We start from the raw sequence: 21,475 nt of genomic DNA, 5'->3' as shown, positions 1-21,475 counted from the left end.
CCCCGGCGCCCGCCCACGCGGCGCCCAGCCGGCTGACGCCCGCGCACGCCACCCCCGAGCACGAGGACTACACCGCCGCGCTGGCCGCCTCCGGGGTCGGCGTGCTGCTCGCCGCCGTGCTGGTGGGGGCGGTGGCCCAGCGGCGCGGCACGCAGCAGCGGGCCCGCAGGCCGCGGCACCGGATCCCGATGCCCAAGGCGCCGGCGGCGGGCTTCGAGTCCGAGTTGAGAGCACGCCAGAACGCCACCGGCCTGGACCTGTTGAACCGTGCGCTGCGCACCCTGGCGCGCAACGTGTCCCGCACCGGCCGGCGGCTGCCCCCGCTCGCGGCGGTCCGGGTCACCGGCGGCGGCACCATCGAGCTGCACCTGGCCACCGGCACCCCGCCGATCGCGCCGTTCCGCGCCGCGCACGCCTCCACCGTGTGGTGGTGCTCGGCCGACTCCACCGACCTGCTCAGCGCGCAGCAGGCCGCCAAGGTGCCCGCGCCCTACCCCTCGCTGGTGACGCTGGGCACGGCCGCCGACGGCGCCGCCGTGCTGGCCGACCTGGAGACGGTCCGGCTGCTCCACCTGGGCGGGCACCCCGACGACGCCCGGGCGGTGCTGCGCACCATCGCCCTGGAGCTGGCGCACAGCCCGCTGGCCGACAAGCTCAACCTGCACCTGATCGGCTTCCCGGACGACCTGCCGGTCTCGGACACGGTGGCCGACCGGGTCAGCCGGTACGCCACCCTGGAGGAGGCGCTGTCCGCGCTCGGCCCGCGCACCGCCCGGGCCCGGGCCACCCTGGTCGGCATCGGTGCCGGCCACCCGCGCGAGGCGCGCAGCCGGGGCCAGGCCGACGAGGCGTGGGTGCCGGAGATCGTGCTCTCGGCGCAGCCGCCGGTGGGCGAGGTGCCGGCCGAGCTGGGCCGGCTGCTGGACGGCCGGCCGCGCACCTGCCTGGCGGTGATCGCCCGGGCCCCCGAGCGGGGCACCGGACCGGTGGCCCGCTGGACGCTGCCCGCGACCGGGCCCGCCATGCTGCCCGGGCTCAACATCGCGCTGCAGTTGCAGCGGCTGACGGACGAGCAGTTCGGGCACTGGCGCGAGCTGCTCACCACGGCCGCCTCCACCGAGCAGGAGCCGGCCCCGGACTGGACCTACGACGGCGACGAGATCGAGCCGGCCGACCTGCCCAAGCCGGTTCCGGTGCTGGTCGGGGTCGGGGCCGGGACGGCGCCGTTCGTCGGGGCCTCGCTGCCCGACGGTCCGCCGGAGGCCGGGCCGAAGCTCATCGCGCGGCTGATCGGCACCGGGACCAGCCCGTTCGCCACCGTCAACCCTGGGGCCCCGGCGCTGCCGCCCGGGAGCTACTCGATCAACGGCCTGGGCCGCCAGGCCAACGGGGGCGGACCGCTGACGGGCCGTGAGCTGCTGACGCCGCGTGAGCCGGTGGCCGCGCTGGAGGCACCGGGCACCGGGGGCGGGGAGCTGCCGCCGGTGGACCTGGTGCCGGCGGTCGACCCGTTCGCGGGGACCGGGCCGTTCCCGCAGGCGGTGCCCGGGGCGCCGGTGGTGGACCCGTTCGCGGCGGCGGGGCCGTTCCCCGCCGTCGAGTCCTTCCCGGCTCCGGACGGGTACGCCGTTCCGGACGGGTACGCGGTTCCGGATGGGTACCCGTCCCCCGATCCGTACCCGGCGCCTGACGCCTACTCGGCTCCCGAGCCCTTCCGGGCCGCGCCGCCGGAGCCCGCCCCCGGGCCGTTCCCGGTGGCCGAAGGACCGACGGGCGGCGACCCGCGCGGCCTGGCGGACGGAGACTTCGGGCAGCTGGCGGGGCAGGGGTTCGCGCCACCCGTGGACCTCGCGCCCGTGGACCTCGCCCCCGTGGCGCCGGCGCCCGCGGGGTTCGTACCCCAGGCTTTCGCACCCGAGGCTTTCGCACCCGAGGCCTTCGTACCCGAGGCTTTCGCACCCGAGGCCTTCGCGCCCGTTCCCGAGCCGTCGGCACCGACCGGGCCCGACCCGGTGCCCGACCCGCTCACCGGCGGGTTCGCGCCCCCCGCGGACTACGCCCCGGCCCCCGAGCCCGCGCCCACCCACGAGGTGGCCGCCCCCGCCGCCGTCGCCGAGGTCCCGGCCCGCCCCGACCCGGTGCCGCCGGCTCCGGCCACCACGACCGGCCGCACGGACGCGGACGACCTGCTCGCCATCCTCCGGTCGCCCGAGGCGCACGCGATCCGCACCACGCCGCGGGTGCGGCTGCTCGGACCGGTGGACGTGCTCGGGGCGAACGGCCCGCTGGAGCCGGCCGCGCTGCCGGGGCTCACCGAGCTGGCCGCCTACGTGGCGCTGCACCCCGGGGTCGACCCGGCCGCCGCCGAGCGGGCGCTGCACCCCGGGGACCACGCCCGCGCCGACCGGGCCCCGGCCGCCTCGCTCGCGGAGCTGGCCGCCTGGGTGGGCGCCGACCCGGACGGCCGCGCCTTCCTGCGCCAGGACGTGCTGGACAGCTACACCTTCGCCCCCACCGTGACCTGCGACTGGGACGAGTTCCGCAGCCTCTACCGGCGCGGCATGCGGTCCACCTCCACCACGGCGGACGCGGCCCTGGCGCACGCGCTCGCGCTGGTGCGGGGCGCGCCGTTCGCCGAGACGAGCCCGTCCGGCTACGGCTGGGCGGAGGCGATCCGGCAGGACATGCTGGCGGCGGTGGTCGACACCGCGCACGAACTGGCCGCCCGGCGGCTGCAGTACGGCGACCACCGCAGTGCGGAGGCCGCCATCTTCCGGGGCCTGGCGGTGGCCCCGGACGTGGAGCTGCTCCACCGCGACCTGTTCTACGCCTACGCCTCGGCCGGCGCCCGCGAGCAACTGCTCAAGGCGGTCAACCGCCTGGACGCGCTGAGCCGGCGCACCGGCCGCAGCCTGGACCCGGACACCGTGGCCCTGCTGCGCGACCTGCTCTCGGGCGCGTGACGGGAGCTTGAGGAGAGCTTGACGGGCACGCGACGGGCGGTCGGGCCGACGGCCGACCGCCCGTCGGCCCGACCGTGCCCGGCCGGAGCTGCGGAAACCGGGAGGAAGTCGACGGCCGGGATCCGCTAGAGTCCGACCACGATCGAACTGCTGTGCCAGGAGTGGGCGGCGGTGGTGGGCAGTCGGCTGGGGGGCGGGGCGCATGACGGACGAGGGACGACCGCAGGACGGCGCGGCAGCGGGGGGACCGCAGGACGCCGTGCCCGGCAACCCGTGGGCCCCGCCCGCCGCGCCGCCCCCGCCGCCACCGGGAGCGCCGTACCCGCCGGCGGGCGGCCCGTACCCGCCGCCCGGCGGCCCGTACGCTGCGCCGGGCAGCCCGTACCCCTATGCGCCCCCGCCGCCGTACCCGTACGGCCAGGCCGGCTACCCGTACCCGCCGGCCGGGCTCCCGCCCTACGGGTACCCGGACCCGCGCCCGTGGGTGGAGGGCACCAACGGACTGGCCATCACCTCCCTGGTCACCGGCATCCTCTGCTGCCTGTGGCCGGCCGCGATCGGCTTCGGGATCGCCGCGCTGGTGCAGTTGCGCAACCGGCGGCAGAAGGGCCGGGGGCTGGCCGTCGCGGGCCTGGTGCTCGGGTGCCTGGGCCTGGTCGCCTCGCTGGGGCGGCTGGCGAACCTGCACGACTCGCCGTCGTACGACGGCGAGCCCCAGCCCGCCCACACGTACTCGGCCCCCGCGCTGCCGCCCCTGCCGACCGCCTCGCCGCGCTCCGGCCTGACCCCGAGCCAGCAGACCCTGGTGGACGACCTGGCCCGGCTCGACACCGTGGACGAGCTGCTGGCGAAGCCGCTGGACGGCCCGGACACGGCGTCCTGGAAGGCGGACTGGACGGCCCAGGTGCTCGCCGACACCATCGAGCAGCTGAAGAAGCGTCAGTGGTCGAGCGCGACCCAGGGCGCCGCCGCCACCACGCTGATCGACAGCCTGGAGGCCGACCACACCGTCTGGCGGGCGGCCGCCGGCGCCCACACCGTGGCCGCGTACCAGGACGCGCTGCGCACCAACGCGCCCGTGACCGCGGAGAACGTCGCCCGCGCGGCCTTCGGCCTCACCCCGGACAACCACCCGCTCGGCACCACCGGCCCGACCCCGGGCGCGGACGGCAGCGCCCCGTCCGGCACGGTCTGAGCCCCCGGCCGGCGCGGCCGGACGGGCCCTACCGCAGCGCCAGCTGCCCGCGCTGCGCGCGCCGGCCCGGGCGGTCCGCGTGGTGGCCCGCCAGCCGCTGGTCGGAGCGGAGGATGCGCTGGTGCAGGTCGCGCAGCTCGGTGCCCGGGAGGACGCCGAGCTCCGCGTCGAGCAGCTGCCGCACCCGCTGGTAGACCGCCAGCGCCTCGGCCTGCCGGCCCTCGCGGAACAGCGCGGTCATCAGCTGCGCCCAGAACCGCTCCCGCTCCGGGTGGGCGGCGGTCAGCGCGTGCAGCTCCGGGACCATCGAGCGGCGGCCCAGCTGGAGCTCGGCCGCCACCCGGGCCTCCACCACCTGGAGCCGCTCGTCGGCCAACCGGTCGGCGTGCTCGCGGCGCAGCTCGTCCGACGGCACGTCGAGCAGCGCCTCGCCGCGCCAGACGTCCAGCGCCGCGTCCAGCAGGGCGGCCGCTGGCTCGTACTCGTGGCGGCGCAGCGCGGTCAGGCCGCGGTCGCGCAGCGAGGTGAAGCGGTGCAGGTCGAACTCCTCGGGCGCCACGTCGACCAGGTACCCGCCGGCCCGGGTCTCGATCCGGGCGCCGACCGGGCCCAGGCTCTTGCGCAGTCTCATCACGCAGGTCTGCAGCGCGGCGTTGGCGCTGCGCGGCGGCTCGCCGTCCCAGACGCTGGCGGCCAGCACGTGCGGCGCCGTCACCTGGCCGCGGCGCATCAGCAGGGCGGCGAACAGCACGCGCTGCTTGGGCGCGGGGACGCGGTACTCCCCGAACTCGTCGCGGATCATCAGTGGACCGAGGATTCCGAACTCCATGGTCCAGTTCTAGGGTCCGCCGGGGTTGACCACGACCCTGCGCGGCGTTGGTCAATCAACTCCGGACAACCTCAATGCGCAGTCAGGGCCCAGTCGATCGTGGACAGAGTCAGCATCGAGAGCAGGGTCGACCAGAGCACCGAGTTGCGGGGCAGCGCGGTGTTCAGTCCGTACTGGCGGGCGTAGACGAAGACGTTCTGCGCGGTCGGCAGCGCGGAGCAGATGACCACCGCGAGCAACTGGTGCGGCTTGAGGTGGAGCAGGGCCGAGCCGACCAGGAAGGCCACCAGCGGCTGGACCAGGTTCTTGGTCAGCACCGCCAGACCCACCTCGCCGGGGCCGACCGCGCCGGGGACGGCGGCGGCCGCCCGCGGCCGGTGCAGCGACATGCCGAGGGTGACCAGCGCGGTGGGCACTCCGGCCGCGCCGAGCACCTCGCCGGAGTGCGCGACCGGTCCCGGCAGGTGCAGGCCGAGGCCGGAGCAGAGCGCGCCGGCCGCCGAGGCCAGGATGATCGGGTTGCGCAGCGGCAGGCGCAGCGTGCCGACCAGCCGGCCGCGGGCGGACGGTGGGCCGGTGCGGGTGCCGGCGTCCAGCACGGCCAGGATCACCGGGGTCACCAGCAGCACCTGGAAGAGCAGCACCGGACCGACGAAGGAGGCGTCGCCCAGCACCTGGACCGCCACCGGGATCCCCAGGTTGGCGGAGTTCACGTACCCCGAGGCCATCGAGCTGATCGCCTGGTCCGCGGTGCCCCGGCCGAACAGCCAGCGGGCGGCCGCCCAGCCGAGCAGCGAGGCGACCAGGGTGCCGGCCGCGAAGGCGAGCATGGACGGATTGGCGAAGCTGGCCAGCGGGGCCTTGGCCAGCATGGTGAACAGGGCGGCCGGCATGGCCACGTGGAAGACGAACCTGCCCAGCACCAGCTCGGCCTGGTCGCCCAGCAGGCCGCTGCGGGCCACCAGGTACCCGACGGCGGTGAGCAGCCAGATCGGGGCGAAACCGGCCAGCAGCGGCTGCAAGGCGTGCATGGGGCCAGTCAACCAGCCCCGCCGGCACGGGCGGTGGGCGGGGTCCGGTGAGCGGTGGGCCGGGTCCGGACTCCGGGGAGCCGGGGAGTCGGGGAGTCGGGGAGCCGGGGAGTCGGGGAGCCGGGCCGCGGCGCCGTCGGCGCTCCAACAGGACCGGGCGCCTCAGCGGAACCGGGCGGCCACCGGCTCGACGATCTGCTCGACGGCCCATTCGACGACGCCGTCCGGGTAGCCGGCGGGCAGCGCCAGCACCAGGTGGTCCGCGCCGGCCGCGACCAGCTCGGTGGCCAGTCGGCGGCTCTCTGCGGGGTCGCGGTAGTTGACGACCAGTTGGACCGAGCGGCGGATCTCGCCCGGGTCGCGACCGAGCGCCGCGCAGTGCGCGTCCAGCACCGCGGCCCGTTCGGCCAGGAAGGAGACCGGGTTGTGCGGCGGGCCGGGGACGTTCCAGATGTCCGCGTGCTCGGCGACCAGCTTCAGCGTCCGGTCGCCCCAGCCGCCGATCAGCACCGGCGGGCCGCCCGGGCGCACCGGCTTGGGTGCGTTGCGGGTGCCGCGCAGGGTGGTGAACGGGCCGTCGAAGTCGAACCGCTCCTCGGTCCACATCCGGCGCAGGATCCGCACCGTCTCGTCCAGCCGGGCCAGCCCCTCGCGCGGCGGGACCAGGTCGAACCCGTAGGCCGCGTACTCCTCGGCGGCGGGGTTGGGGCCGCGCTGGTGGGTGCCGCCGACGCCGAGTCCGAGCACCAGCCGGCCGCCCGAGATCACGTCCACGGTGCTGGCCATCTTGCCGAGCAGGGCCGGGGCGCGCAGGCGGTTGCTGGTCACCAGCAGGCCCAGGCCCAGCCGGTCGGTCTGCCCGGCCAGGGCGCTGAGCAGGGTCCAGCCCTCCAGGCACGGGCCCGCCTTGTCGGGGCCCATCGGGAGCAGGTGGTCCCAGAGCCAGGCGTCGGCGATCTGCGGGAAGCGGTCGGCCTGCTGCCAGACCGCCAGGACGTCCGCGTACTCGACGTGCATGGGGGTGGTCTTGATGCCGAAGGTGAGGTCAGCCATATCGTCAGGCTAGCAGATCGTCAGTGATGCTGACGATCAGCGGCGCAGTAGCATTGCGGGCATGGCGGACCAGGAGAACGGAACCGGGGTGCTCGGCGAGCGGCTGGGCTACCTGCTGAAGCACGCCCAACTGCAGCTCGCCGCCGCGACGGCGGAAGCCCTGCGGCCGGTCGGGCTGGACGGGCGGGAGCTCGCGGTGCTCGCGGTGCTGGCCGCCGAGTACCCCCTCTCCCAGTTGGAGGTGGCCGGGCGGCTCGGCCTGGACCGGACCACGATGGTGGCGATGCTCGACACGCTGGAGGCCCGCGGCCTGGTCGAGCGCCGGCGCAGCGCGCAGGACCGCCGCAAGAACGTGGTCGAGCTCACCGAGCACGGTCGGCACGCCCTGGATCGCGGCGAGGACCTGCGTGCCGAGGTCGAACGCGCCTACCTGGCCCCGCTGTCACCGGCCCGGGCGGGGGCGCTGACCGACTCGCTGCGCGCCGTGGTGGCCGCCTGGAAGGCACCCGAGCGTACCCCGTAAGGTGGCGCGAACAGGGGGATCGGCAGCCGCCGGCACCTGCGGACCCAGAGGTGGTGACCGGAGTTGGCGGACAGTACGGGGTTCCCGGCCTCGGACGGCGGCGCCGCGCCCGTGATCGAGGACGCCGTCCCGGCGGAGTACCGGGCCTTCGCCGAGGCCAAGGCCGCCGCGCAGGCGGCGGGGCGGACGGCGCCGGAGGCCGGCGGCGGTGCCCTCGCACCCGCGGCCGAGGAGCCCGGCGCCGAGCCGGTGCGGGTCTCGGTGGGCGACGGACTGCGCGGACGGATCCTCACCGTCGAGGGCGGCTACGGCAGTCGGCGCGGCTGGGGCCGGGGCGGCGCGGGCGGCGCGGCACCGGTGCTCTCCACCATGCTCGCCGCGGTGGCCCCGCAGACCCTGCTGGCGGCGGAGCAGGTGGACGCCGTGCACCTGCCCACGGCCAGCGATCCGCAGACGGTGCTGGCCCACCTGCGCGCGGCCGCCCGGCACCCCGGACCGCTGCTGGTGCACCTGGGCGGCCACCTGGTGGCCGACAAGCGCGGCGGCGGGCTGCAGTTGACGCTGCGGGACAAGGACGGGCTGGCCTGGGCCGCCATCGCGGCCGAACTGCGGGCCCGGCCGGCGGACCGGTACACCCTGGTGATCGCCGACCTGAGCGCCGAGGCCACCAGTTGGGGCCAGCTCGCGCCGCTGGGGGAGGGCCTGCCGCTGTGGGCGGTGGTCACTCCGGACCCGGACCAGGTGGGCATCTTCACCCGGGCGCTGATCGAGTGCCTGCACGGCGGCCGCCCGGGCGGCGGGCCGATCCTGGCCCCCGAGCACCTGCGCGGCCAGGTGCACGCGGTGCTGCGCCCCGACGCGCTGGTGCTGGCGGGGCAGGGGCAGGACCGGCCGGTGTTCCGGAACACGGCGCGCCGGCCGGAGCCGGCGGCGGGGGATCCGGTGGCCGTACCGGTGTCCACGCCCGTGCCCGAGTCCGTGCCCGTGCCCGAGTCCGTGCCCGCGCCCGAGTTCGCGCTGCTCCCCGAGCCGCGCGGCGAGCAGCCGGGGCCGGTCACGCTGGTGAAGGCCGGTGTGCCGCCGACCCCGCGGCCGGTGCGACCGGTCACCCTGGTGAAGGCGGGCGCGGCGCCGGAGCCGGCGGACGCCGCCGGGCCGGACGGGGCCGCTGCCCCGACCGCCCCGCAGGACGGGCCGCCGCAGGCGCCGGTGGACGCTCCCGCACCGCGGGCCGCGGCCGCTCCCGGCGACTACCGCGAGGCGCTGGCCGAGATCGCCCGCACCGCGGAGTCCGGCGACCACGCCGCGGCCACCGAGCTCGCCCTCACCCTGGAGCAGCAGCTGCTCGCCGCCCACGGCGCCGTGGCGGCGCCGGTGCTGATGGTCCGTCAGGTCCGCGCACACGTGGCCCGGCTGGCCGGGGACCCGGCCGCGGCCGCCGAGCTGTACTACGAGGTGGCGCTGGTCCTGCTGGCCACCCGCGGCCCGGAGGACGAGGAGACCCAGCGGGTCGCCACCAATGCCGAGGCCTGCTGGCGCGCCATCACGGACCCCGTCCGCGCCCTGCGCACCGCCCCCGCCATCCTCGAACTGCGCACCCAGCTCCCCGGCCCGGACAACCGCAAGCTGCGCTCGGCCGAGCGGTACGCCCAGCGGCTCGGCACCCAGGCGCCCGCCTAGTAGGGCCTGTCTGACCCCGCGGCCGGGAATGCCGAAGGGCGGGGCACCCGGAGGTGCCCCGCCCCGTCAGGACGTCAGGGCTCAGCGGCCCGCGAGCGCGTGGACGAACTTGTAGCCGTCCACGGTGCCCAGGCCGGCGGCCAGGGTGTAGCCCGCGCCGGCCTGGTAGCCGGTCACGTTGTTCCAGCCGTTGTCGCCGACGGTCACGTCGTTGATGCCGCTCCACTGCGAGGGCAGGAACTTGAGGCCGTACATGCGCCAGTTCAGCTGGCCGAGGCGGTGGCCCGCGGCCTGGTCGGCAAGCGCGACCACGCCGGAGAAGATCGGCGAGGCCTCGCTGGTGCCACCGGTGAGGTGCCAGCCGACCCGGGTCGGGTCGTAGGACTCGTAGGTCCAGGCCGCGCCGTCCACGGCCGCGCTCATGCTGATGTCCGGGGTGCCGCGGTGGTTGCCCACCACGTTGGCCACGCCGGTCTGGTACCACGGGCGGTCGAAGATGCCGGAGACGCCACCGCCGCCGGCGCCGTAGGCGTCGTGCCAGACCGCGTCGGGCGAGGTGCGGTTGCCCGCGTTGTCCAGGGTCAGCTGGGTGCCGCCGACCGAGGTCACCAGCGGGTCCGAGGACGGCCAGGAGTTGACCTTGAACGGGTACAGGTTGTTGCTGTTGTCCGAGTCGGTGACGCCGTTGTCGCCGGACGAGGCGAGCACGGTGACGTCGTGCGCCGCGGCCGACTTGAACGCGTAGCGCAGGTCGGTCAGCGACTTGAAGTCACCCTTGTCGAAGCCCGGGAAGGTGTTCTCGGTGGCCCCGAAGCTCTGCGTGATGACGTCGCCGACACCCTTGTTGATCAGGGACTTCTCGGCGTCCATCATCTCCGGCAGACCGGTCACGCCCTCGGTCTCGGCAACGCCGGTCTCGACCAGGACGATGTGGGCGTCCGGGGCGATCGAGTGGGCGTACTCCACGTCCAGCGTGGTCTCGCCGGCCCAGCCGGTCATGTCCGAGTTGGTCGGGTCGAAGGCGGGGACGTTGCCCCACTTCACGACCTGGACCTGGGTGTCCTGGATGCCCCACTGCTGGTCGAAGGTCTCCAGGTCGTGCTGGATCGTCGGCGAGCCGAACGAGTCCACGATCACGATGGTCCGGCCCTTGCCGGTGATGCCCTGCTGGTACAGCGGGTTCAGGTCGTACGCGTTGCGGTACTGCAGCGGCGAGTAGCAGTGGATGCCGATCTGCGCGACGCAGTCGCTGGTGCTGATCGGGGCGGTCCGCGCGGTCGCGTTGATGTGCCCCTCGGAAGCCGGGTGCAGCTTGAACGCCACGTGGGGGAAGCTGGTGGCGGCGACCGTGCTCTGAGCGGTGACCAGGCTGCAGGTCAGGGCGGTGGCCCCGATGGTCAGCAGGGCGAACGCCTTGGTGGTCCCGGAGCGTCGGGGGCCCGCGGTGGCGGGGGTCGTGCCCATGGAACTCCTTTGGATGGAGGGTAGACCGACACGGAGTCGGCCCCGGTATCCCATCGTGTGGAGAGCCGATGGAGCTATAGTCATTTCGGAGTCTTGACATGCGCGCCGAACCTTGCCGAAAAGTGCGACAAATTCCCCCGAATGGGGCCGACGGCCCGTCAGATTCGCGTAAGAACTGACGGAGCGCTGACGAACGGCCCGTGAACTCTCGGCCACCCCCCTCCCGGACGGTTGCACATCCACTGCACTATCGGTCGCTGACCCGTGCAGCAGTGCAGGGTGCACGGGGCTGTATCCGGGAGGAACACATTCATGGCACGTCGCCGTCTCGCGACCACCGCGGCCATCGCGGTCACCACCGTCGCCGCCTTCACCGCCACCGCCACCCCGTCCTTCGCCGGGGACGGTGACCGCGAGGGCCGCGGTCACCACCACCGCGGCACCCTGTCCTGGAACCTCGGGACCCCCGTGGTCGACCAGGTCGAGGGCGGCCCGTGGACCCTGGCCCAGGGCGACCCGACCGTGGACGGCGACACCGTCACCGTCAACGGGGTGGACTACCCCAACCTCGCGGTCGACCCGGCCGGCTCCGGCGCGGTGCCGGCCGCCAGCGGGGTCACCGGCACCCCGGGCCCGCTGCCCGGCTACTGCTCCAGCGGGGGCCCGGCCCCGGAGACCGGCTCGGTGCTGCGCCAGCCCGAGGGCAGCACGCTGCCGATGCAGCCCTACTACTTCCCGTTCGTCACCAGCGAGGACGGCGGCGACAAGCTGACCGGCCTGTTCGACTACCGCCCCAAGGACGGTGACGAGGCGGTGGTCGCCGCCACCTCCGAGGACCACGGCCGCACCTGGCAGTTCGCCGGCCAGGCGCTGGAGCAGAACGCCGGCCTGTGCCCGAACGGCAACACCAACGACGACGGCCAGGGCCACGCCTTCGTGCTCAAGGTCCCCGGCCACGGCCAGCTGCTCTACACCCTGGCCCGCCCCTCGGGCGACAAGCCGGGCACCAACCTGATCGTGCACCCGCTCACCCCGAAGCACGGCAACCCGCTGGCCGGCCTGCCCGCCGCCGAGCCGGTCGGCCAGGGCGGCCGGACCACCGCGACCGCCGCCGACACCGAGCCGGCCGGGCCGGCCGGCGACGGGGTGACCATCACCGTCGGCTCCACCGCGAACTTCGAGCAGCCCGGCCACTTCACCGTGGACGGCGTCACCGTGGACTGCAACGACAACGCGGCCACCGCTACCCAGTTCACCGGTTGCACCACCCGCACCGCGGGCGGCGTGACGATCCACCCGGGCGACGCGGTCGCGGCCGACGCGGTGATCCCGGCCGGTGCCGAGCAGACCTCCGGGCTGATCGCCCCCGACGGCATCATCAGCACCGTGCCGAGCTACCCGGGCGCGCCCAAGGGCAGCACCGCGGTGCTCTACACCGAGAAGATCGTCGACTACTTCACGCCGACCACCACCACCGCGGCCGTCACGCTGCCCGCCGCCACCCTGCCGGTGGCCGACACCACGGCGCTCAAGCCGGCGGCCGGCAGCCCGGTGACGGTGAGCCTGGGCACCGCGAGCGGCATCGTCCAGGTCACCTGCACCGGCGCCGACGCCACCGACCTGACCGGCTGCACGGGCGGCACCGGCGCGGTGGCCAAGGGCAGCAGCGTGGGCGCGCCCGGCGCCGCGACCGTGCCCTACGCCCAGCTGGCCAAGATCGGCGAGGGCAAGAACAAGCCCAAGTCGCTGTACGGCAACAACGAGGACTACACCGTGGTCCGCGCCGCCTACACCACCGACGGCCTGCACTTCACCGACCTCGGCCAGGTGAACGGCCTGGGCGACCCGACCAGCACCAGCGACTCGGTGCTGCGCTGGATCGGCTCGCGCGGCACCGTGATCACCAACCCGGACGGCAGCTACGGCCTGTTCCTGTCCGGCGCCTACGCCAGTGACGGCGACAGCGACGCGTTCAACCAGATCTTCTACGCCTCGTCCAAGGACGGGAAGAACTGGTCCGCCCCGCAGAAGCTGATCTCCACCGACTACACCTTCTCGGCGCTGGCCGACCGGGCGGCGAACGGCGGCGACCTGGACGTGGCCGGCTACTACGGCGGCCGGGTCTACGACCCGACCGTGGTGCAGAACGACAACGGCACCCTGACCATGATGTTCGCCGGCTACTCCACCCCGAAGCCGCTGCCGGGCACCGGCTCCGTCTACGGCACCGACCCGGCCCACCTGTACACCGTGCCGGCCGTCCAGCCGGCCGAGTACCGCACCATCCTGAGCGTCACGCTGCGCCCGCACTGGGAGAAGTGACGCCGCACCACCCGCGCACCGGTCGGGCCCCGCTCCCGGCGGGGCCCGACCCGTACCGGCGGTCAGTCCACCGACCAGAGCCCGCGCAGGTCCGCCGCGATCCGCCGGCCCTGGTCGCGGCCGGCCAGGGCGGCGGGGGTCCGGGTGGACGGGTCGAGCGGGTCGGAGCCGATGGCCGCCAGGCTCGCCCCGTCCGGTGCGACCACCTCGACCCGGGCACCGGCGGCCGTCAGCCGCTCCACCTCGGCGGGCAGGAACGGGTCCGCCATCGGCGCCAGCACCAGCACCCGGTCGTGCCCGGCCGCCAGGTCCGCGTTGGTGGCGGAGGGGACCCCGCCGTCGAGGTAGCGGGTGCCGCCGATCTCGACGGTCGGCCAGATGCCCGGCACCGCGCAGCTGGCCGCCACGGCGTCCACCAGCGGCACGCCGCTGTCCCGGTCGAAGACGCGCCGCTCGCCGGTCACGGCGTCCACCGCGGTCACCGCCAGCGGACCGGTCGGCCACGCGTGCACCGGCAGCCGGGCCTCGATCACCGCCCGCCGGTCCGCCTCCGGCACCGTCTCGGCGGTCAGCGCCAGCTGTCCGGCGCGGCGCCGCAGGTCCGTGGTGTCGGTGGTCTCGGCGAGCAGCTTGCCCCAGAGCTCCAGCAGTTCCGCCACCGTCAGGCCGACCGGCAGCAGTTCGTGGTTCTGCAGTTCGGGCACCGCCTGGCGGTCGAACAGCTGCGCCAGCGGCAGGCCACTGCCCAGCTGCGCGGCGACCGTCGCACCGGCCGAGCTGCCGATCACCCGGTCCGCGGAGCGCGGGTCCACCCCGTGCTCGGCCAGCCCGGCCAGCACCCCGGTCTCCCAGGCGATGCCCGCCACCCCGCCGCCGCCCAGTACCAGTGCCCTTGTCGACATGTCGCTCCCCTCGTCGCGGGCCGACCGGTCCGGCCCCGCGGAGATCAACTCCGGTTCCGGCCGGTCCGTTCCCGGCGCCCGGGCCGGCCCGCCGCGCCGTGCCACAGTTCTGTGTCAAAGCTGGTCACTGCAAGGCCCGTTGACCGATAATCAGGCCGTGCGGCGGTGGCGCCGCCAGGCGAGCTCGGGGGAGCGCATGAACGACATCCAGATTCATCCGGACGGGGTCCGCGGCTCGGCCAGGGCGGTGCGGGACACGGCCGACCAGACCGGCCCGGCGGCCGGGCACTGGCTGGACAGCAGCCTGGCGGTGGCCGGGGCCGAGCCCACCTGGCAGTGCGCCGGCGCGCTGACCAGGTGCACCAACGCCTGGCAGTCCCACCTCGACCAGATCGTCGCCCAACTGCACACCTGCGCCGACCAGCTCCAGCAGTCCGCGGACTCCTACGACGCGGCCAACGCCGAGGCCGGCCGCCGGTTCCAGCAGGCGCTGGCCGACCTGAACGCGAGCTGACGGCCGTGGTGACCCTCAACGACCTGGACAAGGCCGACCCCACCCGGTGGAAGGCGGCCGCGGACGGCTGGCAGGCCCTGGTCCAGCAGGCCACCGCGGCCGTCGACGACATCCACGCCCAGGGCGTCCAGCCGCTCTCCGACCACTGGCAGGACCCGGTCGGCAAGGTGGCCGGCCAGAAGTTGGCCGACCAGGCCCAGGCCCTGGAGGCCGCCGCCGACATCATGCGCGGCGTGGTGATGGTGCTGGACGGCTTCGCGCACAGCCTGGAGTACGCGCGGCAGACGCTGCACAGCGCGACCGAGCTGGCGGCGCGGTACGGCCTGGACGTGGACCTGGTCCAGGGCTGCGTGGTGGTGCCGGACGACGGCTCCCCCTTCGAGGACCCCGACCAGGTCCTGGAGGTCGACCGGATGCTGCACGAGGCCTGGCAGATGGCCGACCAGGCCGACACCAAGGTGGCCGCCGAACTGGACAAGCTGGCCGCCGACACCGGCGTGACCGACCTGGGCCAGGCGCTGGACGCGATCCAGGGCGACGCCTCGAACGTGGAGCTGGCCGCCTACGCCGGCGACATCCCGGACGGCAGCGACCCCAGGCTGGTGGCCGACTGGTGGAACGGCCTGACCCCCGACCAGCAGCAGCAGTTCCTGCGCGCGGAGCCGGTGGCGATCGCCAACCTGAACGGCATCCCCGACCCGGTCAAGGCCGAACTGCGCGGCACCGACGGCAAGTACGACCGGGTCGCGTTCGTCCAGTACGCGCTGGCGCACTGGAACGACGGCCACGGCGACGTGGACGGCGAGGACAACTGCACCAACTTCACCTCCAACGCGCTGCACGAGGCCGGGATGCAGTACAAGGGGTGGAACACCTTCGACTCCGACGGCTGGGGCCAGAGCGTCGCGGGCCAGAACGGCTGGGACTTCTGGGGCCTGACCTCGGGTCTGGAGCACACCGACAGCTGGAGCGCCGCGCAGAACCTGCACGACTTCCTGACCAAGAACGGCGGCGCCGAGGTGCCGCAGGGCCAGGTCAAGCCGGGCGACATCCTGTTCTTCCAGCAGGACAACGACGGCAAGGGCAGCGACATCCCGCAGGGCCAGATCCACCACACGGCGATCGTCACCGCGGTCACCCCCGACGGCGACATCCGCTACACCCAGCACTCCGACCCGCGGGTGAACGTCACCCTGGACGGGCGCACCCAGCACGAAGTGATCGCCGAGGGGCAGCAGCAGCTGCACTTCGTCCGCCCGCAGCCGAACTGGTACTGAGCCCGTGCCCGACACCACCCGCCGCGGTCGCCCGCTGCCGACCGCCCTCGCCCTGCTGGTGCTCGCCGTGCTGCTGCAACTGCTGCACGGCTGGGCCTTCGACCACTGGGTGCTGGAGCCGACCCGGCACTGCCACCACCAGGGCGCGGTGCCCGCGCTCTGCTTCGCGGCGTCCGGCACCGCCTTCGTGCTCACCGTCGCCGCGCTGGTCGGCGCGGTGCGCGGCCGCGGGCGGGCGCTCGCCGTCCTGCTGCTGGTGCTGCTCGCCCTGCTGCTCGCCTACGACGCGCTGGCCCTGCTGGGCGACTTCGCGCCGGGTGTGCACGACCCCTTCCACTGCGGGGAGTGAAAGGGGTCGTGCACACCCGGTGTGCCTAGCGGGCGCCGCCGTTGACGTACAGGGTCTGGCCGCTCACGTAGGAGGCCTCGTCGCCGGCCAGGAAGGCGACCACGGAGGCGATCTCCTCGGGCCGGCCCGGGCGGCGCAGCGGGGTGCGGGCGGCCACCTCGGCCTGGTGCTCCTCGGGCGTGGACCCGACCCGCTCGGCGGTGGCCTCGGTCATCGAGGTGACGATGTAACCCGGCGCCACCGCGTTGACGTTGACGTTGAACGGGCCCAGCTCGATCGCCAGGGTCGCGGTCAGGCCCTGGATGCCGGCCTTGGCGGCGGCGTAGTTGGCCTGGCCGCGGTTGCCGAGCGCCGAGCGGGAGCTGAGCGAGACGATCTTGCCGTACTTCTGCGCGACGAAGTACTTCTGTACCACGTGGCTGCAGTTGTAGGCGCTGGTCAGGTTGACCGTGATGACGGCGTCCCAGTCGGCCTTGGGCATCTTGAAGAAGAGGTTGTCCCGGGTGATCCCGGCGTTGTTGACCAGGATGTGCACCCCGCCGAGGTCCTCGACCAGCTGGGCGAAGACCGCCTCGACCGCGTCGTAGTCGGCCACGTCGCAGCCGTAGGCGCGGGCGGTGCCGCCCTTGGCCGTGATCTCGTCCGCGGTGGCCTGCGCCCGCTCGGCCGTCAGGTCGATCACCGCGACCGCGGCGCCCTCCTCGGCCAGCAGCTTGGCGGTGGCCGCCCCGATGCCCTGGGCGGCGCCGGTGACCGCGGCGACCTTGCCGGTGAATCGTGCCATGGCTGAAACTCCCTCAGTCCTTCTCGACGAGTACGGCGGTGCCCTGACCGACGCCGACGCACATGGTGGCCAGACCCCGACGGGCCCCGGTGCGGCGCATCCGGTGCAGCAGGGTGGTGAGGATCCGGGCGCCCGAGCCACCCAGCGGGTGGCCCAGCGCGATCGCGCCGCCGGTCGGGTTGACCAGCTCCGGGTCGAAGCCCAACTGGTCGACGCAGGCCAGCGCCTGGGCCGCGAAGGCCTCGTTGAACTCGGCCTCCTCGATGTCGCCGACCTGCCAGCCGAGCCGGTCCAGCACCTTGCGGGTGGCCGGCACCGGGCCGATGCCCATGACGTCCGGGTGCACCCCCGCCGAGGCGCCGGCCGCGTAGCGGCCCAGCGGCTCCAGGCCCAGCTCGTGCAGGGCGGCCTCGCTGACCAGCAGCAGGCCGGCGGCGCCGTCGTTCATCGGCGAGGCGTTGCCGGCGGTCACCGTGCCGTCCTTGCGGAAGACCGGCTTGAGCGAGGCGAGCCGCTCCGGGCTGGTGTCCTCGCGGATCGACTCGTCCTGGTCGACCGTCACCCCGTCCGGGCGGACGACCGGGAAGAGCTCGGCGTCGAAGTGGCCGTCCTTGCGGGCGGCGGCCGCGAGCCGGTGGCTGCGCAGCGCGAAGGCGTCCTGCCGCTCGCGGCCGACGCCGTACCGGGCGGCCACCTCCTCGGCGGTCTCGCCCATGCTCAGCACGTGGTGCAGCTCGGCCATCCGCGGGTTGGTCAGCCGCCAGCCCAGCCGGGTGTCGTGGGTCTCGATCCGGTGCGGCAGCGCCTCGTCGGGGCGGGGCAGCACGAACGGGGCGCGGGTCATCGACTCGCAGCCGCCGGCGATCAGGACGTCCGCCTCGCCGGCGGCGATGGTGCGGGCCGCGAGGGTGACCGCCTCCAGGCCGGAGGCGCACAGGCGGTTGACCGTGGCGCCGGGCACCGAGTCCGGCAGGCCGGCCAGCAGCACCGCCATCCGGGCGGCGTTGCGGTTGTCCTCGCCGGCCTGGTTGGCGGCGCCCCAGTAGACGTCGTCGATCCGGGCCGGATCCAGCTGGGGCACGTCGGTGAGCAGTTGGCGCAGCACGGCGGCCGAGAGGTCGTCCGGCCGGACCGTGGAGAGCGCACCGCGCAGCCTGCCGATGGGTGTCCGGCGGGCGGCGGCGAAGTAGACGGGACGCACGGCGTTGGGCTCCGTTCTAGAACGCGTTGACGTTGGTGAGGGACCGTCCGATGAGCAGCTTGTGCACCTGGCTGGTGCCCTCGTAGAGGGTCATCACCCGGGCGTCGCGCAGCAGCTTGCCGACCGGGTACTCGTCGATGAAGCCGTAGCCGCCGAAGACCTGCAGCGCGTTGTTGGCCGCGCGCACCGCCGCCTCGCTCGCGTAGAGCTTGGCGACCGAGGACTCGGTGGCGAAGGGCAGGCCGCGCTCGATGTGGTCGGCGACCCGCCAGGTGAGCAGCCGGGCCGCGTCCAGGTCGACCGCGATGTCCGAGAGCAGCTCCTGGACCAGCTGGTAGGAGGCGATCGGCTTGCCGAACTGCTCGCGCTCGGTGGCGTAGCGCACGGCGGCGTCCAGCGCGGCCCGGATGATGCCGACACAGCCGGCCGCCACCGACATCCGGCCCTTGGCCAGTGCCGACATGGCGACCGAGAAGCCCTTGCCCTCGGCGCCGAGCCGGGCGCCGTCGGGGACCCGGACCGCGTCGAAGGTCAGCTCGGCGGTGGCCTGGCCGCGCAGGCCGAGCTTGCCGTGGATCTCGCGGCGCTCCAGGCCCGGGGTGTCGGTCGGGACCAGGAAGGCGGTGATGCCCTTGTGGCCCGGCTCCCCGGTGCGGGCGAAGACCAGCGCGACCTCGGCCCAGGTGCCGTTGGTGATGAACATCTTGGCGCCGCTGATCACCCACTCGTCCCCGTCCCGGACCGCCTTGGTGGTCAGGTTGGCCGCGTCCGAGCCGGTGCCGGGCTCGGTGAGCGCGAAGCAGGCCAGCGCCTCGCCGGAGCAGAGCCGCGGCAGCCAGTGCCGCTTCTGCTCCTCGGTGCCGTAGCTGTTGATCGACTTGCCGACCAGGCCGAGCGAGACCGACACCACCCCGCGCACCGCCGAGTCGCCCCGGCCGAGCTCCTCCAGCACCAGGCAGTAGGCCAGGTGGTCGCCGCCGCTGCCGCCGTACTCCTCGGGAATGGTCAGCCCGAGGAAGCCGAGCTTGCCGAGCTTGCCGACGACCGCGCGGTCGATGGACTCGGCCCGGTCCCAGGCGGCGGCGAAGGGGGCGATCTCGCGGTCGGTGAACTCGGCGGCCAGGGTTCGGACCGCTGCCTGCTCCTCGGAGAGCTCCAGGTTCATGGTCGGACTTCCTCGACTGGGCGGTGGCGGACGGGGCGGTGTCCTCACGGCTGACTGGGCGGTGGCCTTAAACTAGCGGTGCAAGTTTTTTGACTCTAGCCCGCCCGGGACCGTTCTGGGAAGGGGCGCCCTGCGACACTGGATCCCTGCCACCCGAGAGGAGGAGCCCCGTCCATGGCCCGGCCCCGCACCCCCCTGCTCAGCCGCGAGCGGATCGTCACGGCCGCGCTGGCACTGGTGGACGCGGAGGGTCTGGAGGCGCTCTCCACCCGGCGGCTGGCCACCGAGCTCTCGGTCAGCGGGCCCTCGCTGTACAACCACTTCGGCACCAAGGACGAGTTGCTGGACGCGGTGGCGGACAGCGTCGTCGGCGAGGTCGACCTGTCGATGTTCGCCGGGGACCCGGCGCACTGGCGGACCGCGCTGCGCGACTGGGCCGGGTCCTACCGGGCGGCGCTGGCCGCCCACCCGCACATCGTCCCGGTGCTGGCCCAGGGGCCCGGCCGGCGTCCGCACGCGCTCAAGCTGGCCGACGCGGTCTTCGGCTGTCTGGTTGAGGCCGGCTGGCCGCGCGGCCAGGCCACCCGGATCGGCGCGCTGATGCGGTACTTCGTCACCGGATCGGCGCTCGGCTCGTTCGCGGCCGGCTTCCCGGTGGACGCGGGGGTGTACGGCAGCGAGTACCCCCACCTGGCCGACGCCCACCGGTTGGCCGAGCAGCGCGACCGGGTGGACGCGGCCGCCTTCGAGCTCGGCGTGGAGTCGCTGCTGGACGGGCTGGCGCTGCGGTACGCCGAGGCCGGGTACCGGCCGGCGGCCGGCTACCAGGGCGAGCGGGCCACGAACGCCGGGCGCAGCGAGGGGTCCACCGGGTCGTAGTAGCGGTGGTAGACCGGGGTCAGGCCGCCGGAGACCGGGGGCACGATCCAGCTCCAGTCGGCGGGGGTGGGCCGGCCGAGCCGGCGCTCCTGGGCGACGTGCTTGAGGAACCGCTCGGACTCGGTGTGGTGGTCCGTCATGGTCACCCCGGCCTCCTGGTAGGAGTGCAGCACCGCCCGGTTGAGCTCGACCAGCGCCCGGTCCTTCCACAGCGTGCGGTCGCTGGAGGTGTCCAGCCCCAGCCGCCCGGCCACCTCGGCCAGCAGGTCGTAGCGGTCGGCGTCGGCCAGGTTGCGGGCGCCGATCTCGGTGCCCATGTACCAGCCGTTGAACGGCGCCGCCGGGTAGCGGATGCCGCCGATCTCCAGGGTCTGGTCGCTGATCGCCGGCACCGCGTACCAGCGCAGGCCCAGCTCGGCGAACCAGGCGTGGTCGGGGTGGGCGAGCGGGACCTCCAGGGTGGTGTCCTCGGGCAGCTCGTACCAGCGCGGGCGCTCGCCCGGGCGCTCCTGGACCAGCAGCGGCAGCACGTCGAACCGCCCCTCGCCCGGCTTCCAGCCCAGGTCCCGGGCCCGGGCCGCCAGCTGGGTGCCGGCCGGGTCGCCGATCCGGGTGCCGTCCGGGTCCTGGTAGCCCGCGTAGCGCACCAGTTGGGCGTTGAGCAGGCGCGGGGCGGGGCGGCCCGGGCGGTCGGGCGCGAAGACGGTGACCACCGGGCGGATCCGGCCGCCGTTGGTGGCCAGGCGCAGGTGGTCGAAGCAGCCCCGGGCCACCTCGTCGGCGTCGTGCACCTCGCGCAGGTCGCGCACCACCAGGCTGCGCCAGTAGAGCCGGCCGATGCAGCGGGCGGCGTTGCGCCAGGCCACCTTCGCGCCGAAGGCCAGCTCCTCGGGGGTGTGCCGGTAGCTGCCGGTGCGGTCGATCTCGTCCAGCACCCGGCGCAGTCTCGGCTGCGGGTCGGCGGCGCCGGGCAGTTCGGCGTGGAACTGGCGGACGAAGGCGGCGGCCTCGGCGGGGTCGGTGAAGTCCGCGGGCAGCCGGCGGGCCTGCTCGGGGACGGCGCCCGGGGGCACCGGCGCGGTGGCGTGGGTGTGGCCCAGCGGACAGCTGGGTGCGGCGGCGGGCTTGCGGGACCGTATCCGACTGAAGATCACGGGGCGTCCTTTCCGCCCCCATGGATACCGGGGCCGCGCCGGGCCGGGGCGCAACTGCGGCAATCCGGCCCTGGCGCCCGGCCCGGTGCGCTACGCTGCCCGATCTTCCGCCCGGCCGCGCGCGGGTCCTCCGCCCGGCCGCGCGCCCGGCCGTTCCCGGTCCTCCGCCCGGCCGCGCGCCCGACCACGG

Annotated in this window: 18 protein-coding genes; 9 read left to right on the top strand and 9 right to left on the bottom strand. The window is 74.8% G+C overall.

All coding sequences use genetic code 11. The features are described from left to right. The coding region (locus ACFW1A_RS22705) for a BTAD domain-containing putative transcriptional regulator (RefSeq protein ID WP_380410963.1) at positions 1-2,963 on the top strand (2,963 nt) is incomplete at its 5' end. Between the two features lie 202 nt (positions 2,964-3,165). After that, positions 3,166-4,158 (top strand): DUF4190 domain-containing protein, encoded by a 993-nt coding sequence (locus ACFW1A_RS22700; RefSeq protein ID WP_380410962.1) that lies wholly within the window; start codon positions 3,166-3,168, stop codon positions 4,156-4,158. 28 nt (positions 4,159-4,186) lie between these two features. Here ACFW1A_RS22700 and ACFW1A_RS22695 read toward each other — a convergent pair whose 3' ends face one another. From ACFW1A_RS22695 to ACFW1A_RS22685, 3 genes are all read right to left on the bottom strand, one after another. Beyond that, positions 4,187-4,987, bottom strand: coding sequence for a BTAD domain-containing putative transcriptional regulator (locus ACFW1A_RS22695; protein ID WP_380410961.1), 801 nt, complete (start codon positions 4,985-4,987; stop codon positions 4,187-4,189). A 71-nt stretch (positions 4,988-5,058) separates the two neighbouring features. After that, complete coding sequence (locus ACFW1A_RS22690; protein WP_380410960.1) at positions 5,059-6,018, bottom strand: AEC family transporter; 960 nt, start codon at positions 6,016-6,018, stop codon at positions 5,059-5,061. 162 nt (positions 6,019-6,180) lie between these two features. Then, positions 6,181-7,071, bottom strand: a complete 891-nt coding sequence (locus ACFW1A_RS22685; protein ID WP_380410959.1) for an LLM class flavin-dependent oxidoreductase — start codon at positions 7,069-7,071, stop codon at positions 6,181-6,183. Between the two features lie 61 nt (positions 7,072-7,132). Between ACFW1A_RS22685 and ACFW1A_RS22680 the strand changes: the two genes are divergently transcribed. Next, complete coding sequence (locus tag ACFW1A_RS22680; RefSeq protein WP_380410958.1) at positions 7,133-7,594, top strand: MarR family winged helix-turn-helix transcriptional regulator; 462 nt, start codon at positions 7,133-7,135, stop codon at positions 7,592-7,594. A gap of 63 nt (positions 7,595-7,657) precedes the next feature. Continuing rightward, positions 7,658-9,274: a hypothetical protein gene (locus ACFW1A_RS22675; protein ID WP_380410957.1), complete on the top strand. Its 1,617-nt coding sequence runs from the start codon at positions 7,658-7,660 to the stop codon at positions 9,272-9,274. Between the two features lie 81 nt (positions 9,275-9,355). On the opposite strand, the gene ACFW1A_RS22670 is transcribed toward ACFW1A_RS22675, so the two are convergent. After that, positions 9,356-10,738 (bottom strand): S8 family serine peptidase, encoded by a 1,383-nt coding sequence (locus tag ACFW1A_RS22670; protein ID WP_380410956.1) that lies wholly within the window; start codon positions 10,736-10,738, stop codon positions 9,356-9,358. Between the two features lie 312 nt (positions 10,739-11,050). Between ACFW1A_RS22670 and ACFW1A_RS22665 the strand changes: the two genes are divergently transcribed. Next, the gene (locus tag ACFW1A_RS22665) at positions 11,051-13,060 is read left to right on the top strand and encodes a hypothetical protein (RefSeq protein ID WP_380410955.1); all 2,010 of its coding nucleotides are present in this window, start codon (positions 11,051-11,053) and stop codon (positions 13,058-13,060) included. Positions 13,061-13,122: 62 nt separating this feature from the next. Here ACFW1A_RS22665 and ACFW1A_RS22660 read toward each other — a convergent pair whose 3' ends face one another. Then, complete coding sequence (locus ACFW1A_RS22660; RefSeq protein WP_380410954.1) at positions 13,123-13,962, bottom strand: patatin-like phospholipase family protein; 840 nt, start codon at positions 13,960-13,962, stop codon at positions 13,123-13,125. Between the two features lie 196 nt (positions 13,963-14,158). Between ACFW1A_RS22660 and ACFW1A_RS22655 the strand changes: the two genes are divergently transcribed. Genes ACFW1A_RS22655 through ACFW1A_RS22645 form a run of 3 tightly spaced genes read left to right on the top strand, consistent with a single transcriptional unit; the run spans position 14,159 to position 16,102 of the window. After that, positions 14,159-14,476, top strand: a complete 318-nt coding sequence (locus tag ACFW1A_RS22655; RefSeq protein WP_380410953.1) for a hypothetical protein — start codon at positions 14,159-14,161, stop codon at positions 14,474-14,476. 5 nt (positions 14,477-14,481) lie between these two features. Further along, entirely contained in the window at positions 14,482-15,753 is a 1,272-nt protein-coding gene (locus tag ACFW1A_RS22650; RefSeq protein WP_380410952.1) for an amidase domain-containing protein, read from the top strand. A 4-nt stretch (positions 15,754-15,757) separates the two neighbouring features. Continuing rightward, positions 15,758-16,102 carry a hypothetical protein gene (locus ACFW1A_RS22645; RefSeq protein ID WP_380410951.1) on the top strand — a complete coding sequence of 115 codons (345 nt, stop codon included), beginning with the start codon at positions 15,758-15,760 and terminating at the stop codon, positions 16,100-16,102. A gap of 25 nt (positions 16,103-16,127) precedes the next feature. Here the strand turns inward: ACFW1A_RS22645 and fabG are convergent, their stop codons facing one another. Genes fabG through ACFW1A_RS22630 form a run of 3 tightly spaced genes read right to left on the bottom strand, consistent with a single transcriptional unit; the run spans position 16,128 to position 19,252 of the window. Further along, on the bottom strand, positions 16,128-16,886 hold the full coding sequence (fabG, locus tag ACFW1A_RS22640) for a 3-oxoacyl-ACP reductase FabG (RefSeq protein WP_380410950.1): 759 nt from the start codon (positions 16,884-16,886) through the stop codon (positions 16,128-16,130). A gap of 13 nt (positions 16,887-16,899) precedes the next feature. Continuing rightward, the gene (locus tag ACFW1A_RS22635; protein WP_380410949.1) at positions 16,900-18,087 is read right to left on the bottom strand and encodes a thiolase family protein; all 1,188 of its coding nucleotides are present in this window, start codon (positions 18,085-18,087) and stop codon (positions 16,900-16,902) included. Positions 18,088-18,103: 16 nt separating this feature from the next. Beyond that, on the bottom strand, positions 18,104-19,252 hold the full coding sequence (locus ACFW1A_RS22630) for an acyl-CoA dehydrogenase family protein (RefSeq protein WP_380410948.1): 1,149 nt from the start codon (positions 19,250-19,252) through the stop codon (positions 18,104-18,106). A 174-nt stretch (positions 19,253-19,426) separates the two neighbouring features. On the opposite strand from ACFW1A_RS22630, the gene ACFW1A_RS22625 reads away from it, so the two are divergent. Then, positions 19,427-20,131, top strand: coding sequence for a TetR/AcrR family transcriptional regulator (locus ACFW1A_RS22625; protein ID WP_380410947.1), 705 nt, complete (start codon positions 19,427-19,429; stop codon positions 20,129-20,131). On the opposite strand, the gene ACFW1A_RS22620 is transcribed toward ACFW1A_RS22625, so the two are convergent. Beyond that, on the bottom strand, positions 20,074-21,204 hold the full coding sequence (locus ACFW1A_RS22620; RefSeq protein ID WP_380410964.1) for a nitric oxide synthase oxygenase: 1,131 nt from the start codon (positions 21,202-21,204) through the stop codon (positions 20,074-20,076). The genes ACFW1A_RS22625 and ACFW1A_RS22620 overlap by 58 nt on opposite strands. Between the last annotated feature and the right edge of the window lie 271 nt (positions 21,205-21,475).

The sequence above is a fragment of the Kitasatospora sp. NPDC058965 genome (assembly GCF_042741245.1).
Classification (GTDB): domain Bacteria; phylum Actinomycetota; class Actinomycetes; order Streptomycetales; family Streptomycetaceae; genus Kitasatospora.
The sequence above is the reverse complement of the archived record's forward strand: the minus strand, read 5'-3'. Positions and strand labels throughout refer to the sequence as shown.

Excerpts from the sequence above, each read along its gene's own strand:
- ACFW1A_RS22655 (WP_380410953.1), top strand. The coding sequence starts at position 14,159 with ATGAACGACATCCAGATTCATCCGGACGGGGTCCGCGGCTCGGCCAGG.
- ACFW1A_RS22700 (WP_380410962.1), top strand. The coding sequence starts at position 3,166 with ATGACGGACGAGGGACGACCGCAGGACGGCGCGGCAGCGGGGGGACCG.
- ACFW1A_RS22665 (WP_380410955.1), top strand. The coding sequence starts at position 11,051 with ATGGCACGTCGCCGTCTCGCGACCACCGCGGCCATCGCGGTCACCACC.
- ACFW1A_RS22670 (WP_380410956.1), bottom strand. The coding sequence starts at position 10,738 with ATGGGCACGACCCCCGCCACCGCGGGCCCCCGACGCTCCGGGACCACC.
- ACFW1A_RS22695 (WP_380410961.1), bottom strand. The coding sequence starts at position 4,987 with ATGGAGTTCGGAATCCTCGGTCCACTGATGATCCGCGACGAGTTCGGG.
- ACFW1A_RS22680 (WP_380410958.1), top strand. The coding sequence starts at position 7,133 with ATGGCGGACCAGGAGAACGGAACCGGGGTGCTCGGCGAGCGGCTGGGC.
- ACFW1A_RS22685 (WP_380410959.1), bottom strand. The coding sequence starts at position 7,071 with ATGGCTGACCTCACCTTCGGCATCAAGACCACCCCCATGCACGTCGAG.
- ACFW1A_RS22660 (WP_380410954.1), bottom strand. The coding sequence starts at position 13,962 with ATGTCGACAAGGGCACTGGTACTGGGCGGCGGCGGGGTGGCGGGCATC.
- ACFW1A_RS22625 (WP_380410947.1), top strand. The coding sequence starts at position 19,427 with ATGGCCCGGCCCCGCACCCCCCTGCTCAGCCGCGAGCGGATCGTCACG.
- fabG (WP_380410950.1), bottom strand. The coding sequence starts at position 16,886 with ATGGCACGATTCACCGGCAAGGTCGCCGCGGTCACCGGCGCCGCCCAG.
- ACFW1A_RS22690 (WP_380410960.1), bottom strand. The coding sequence starts at position 6,018 with ATGCACGCCTTGCAGCCGCTGCTGGCCGGTTTCGCCCCGATCTGGCTG.
- ACFW1A_RS22630 (WP_380410948.1), bottom strand. The coding sequence starts at position 19,252 with ATGAACCTGGAGCTCTCCGAGGAGCAGGCAGCGGTCCGAACCCTGGCC.